This window comes from Streptomyces sp. SID14478 (genome assembly GCF_010548525.1).
Taxonomy (GTDB): Bacteria; Actinomycetota; Actinomycetes; order Streptomycetales; family Streptomycetaceae; genus Streptomyces.
In genome coordinates, this window is record NZ_JAAGMG010001122.1 from 1 (window position 1) to 1,550 (window position 1,550).

Genomic DNA, 1,550 nt, shown 5'->3' on the forward strand with positions numbered 1-1,550 from the left:
TCGTGCTGCACGGCAGCGCGGGCGCCGTCGCCGCGCAGGCGCTGCGCCGCATCGGTGAGCGCCCCGAGGCGGCCGCGAACGCATCCGGTTCACTCACCGTGATCCTCAGCGGCCGTACGGAATCGCTCCCGGAGGCGGCGTTCACCTATGCGGAGGGCCGGTCCCTGGCGGCCGTCAGCCACGTCGGCTGAGATCACCCCACCGCTCCGGAGCAGTCACCCTCCGCAAGCCGGTGCCTTCGCAGCAGAAGGTGAGTACGCTCGTGTGCATGAGGGAACACGCCGCCGACGAGCACCCCGGGCGACGCACTTCCGCCCACGCGAGCGAGATCTGGACCGGCCGCGCACACAATCGTGTGCAGTGGCTCCTGGCCATGGGCGGCTTCGCCTGCCTGGCCCTGGGCATCGAGCTGGCCGTGGACAATTCGTGGGCCACCGGCATAGCGGCCCTGGCCATGTCCGTGGTCGGTCTGATCGCGGTCGGCCTGCTCGTGCTGTTCGGCACCCTCGCCTTCCTGCACGTCGCCGTGAAGGTCGACCGGGACCACCTGGAGGTGCGCTGCGGGCACGTCGGGCTTCCGCGCCGCCGCATTCCGCTCTCGCACGTGGTGGACGCGGACTTCGCCCCGCGCGTGACCCCCCGGCAGTGGGGCGGCTGGGGCTACCGCTGGCGGCCCGAGATCGGCACCGCCGTCGTGGTGCGGCGCGGTGAGGGCGTGGTCCTCAGCCTCGGCGACGGCCGCAAGTTCACGGTGACCGTGGACAACGCGGAGAGCGCCGTGCGGCACATCCGCGACCTCCTCAAGCCGACCGCGGCAGGCCCTGTCGTCTGACCGCGCGCCCGCTCACCCCTGGCCGCTCCGGGCACCTTCCGGGGCGGCCGCGTCGTGGGGCGGGTCGTCGGCGAGCGGCTCCGCGGTGGCGAGGCCCGCGAGCAGCCCGACGCCCGCGGTCACCGTGGTGAAACTCAGCGCGTTGCCCGCCGTCGCCATCGCGGCGACCGCCGTCAGCGCCGCGGCCGCCGCCAGCACCACCTGGGTCGAGCGGACCGAGCGCCACAGCACGTACAGCAGCCAGCAGTACGCCGCGGCCAGCAGCACCGCACCGACGACGCCCTGCTCGGCGGCGACCTGGAACAGCGCCGAGTGCGGTTTGCCGTCGGGCAGTGCGGGCGGGGCGAGGGTGGGGTCGAACTCCTCGAAGCGGCCGGGGCCCACGCCGAGCGCCGGATCGGATGCGGTCAGGTGCAGGGCGTCGCGCCACAGCAGCACACGGTGCGAGGTGAGCTGGCCCTCGAGGGAGGCGGCGAGGCCGGACGGCAGCGCCTGCTCGGCCAGTGCCAGACCGGTCCCGGCGACCAGGGCCGTCGCCACACCCAGGCCCGCGAGACCGACCGCCCGGTGGCGCATCCGGGCCGCCGCCAGTGAGCACAGGACGACCCCCGTGCATGCGGCGATCCCCGCCTGCGAGCCGAGGACGGCGGCCGTGACGATCGTCCCCACCGCCGGGACGTGCAGGGCGAACCGCAGCGCCCGATGCCGCGCGGACCAC

Annotated in this window: 2 protein-coding genes and 1 pseudogene; 2 read left to right on the forward strand and 1 reads right to left on the reverse strand. The window is 74.6% G+C overall.

The features are described from left to right. Positions 1-191, forward strand: a pseudogene (locus G3I40_RS36150) (glutamate racemase); the annotation flags it as partial. A gap of 77 nt (positions 192-268) precedes the next feature. Continuing rightward, entirely contained in the window at positions 269-832 is a 564-nt protein-coding gene (locus G3I40_RS36155) for a hypothetical protein (protein WP_164559065.1), read from the forward strand. A 12-nt stretch (positions 833-844) separates the two neighbouring features. Here the strand turns inward: G3I40_RS36155 and G3I40_RS36160 are convergent. After that, positions 845-1,550: O-antigen ligase family protein (locus tag G3I40_RS36160; protein ID WP_164559066.1), on the reverse strand; the 706-nt coding region annotated here is incomplete at its 5' end.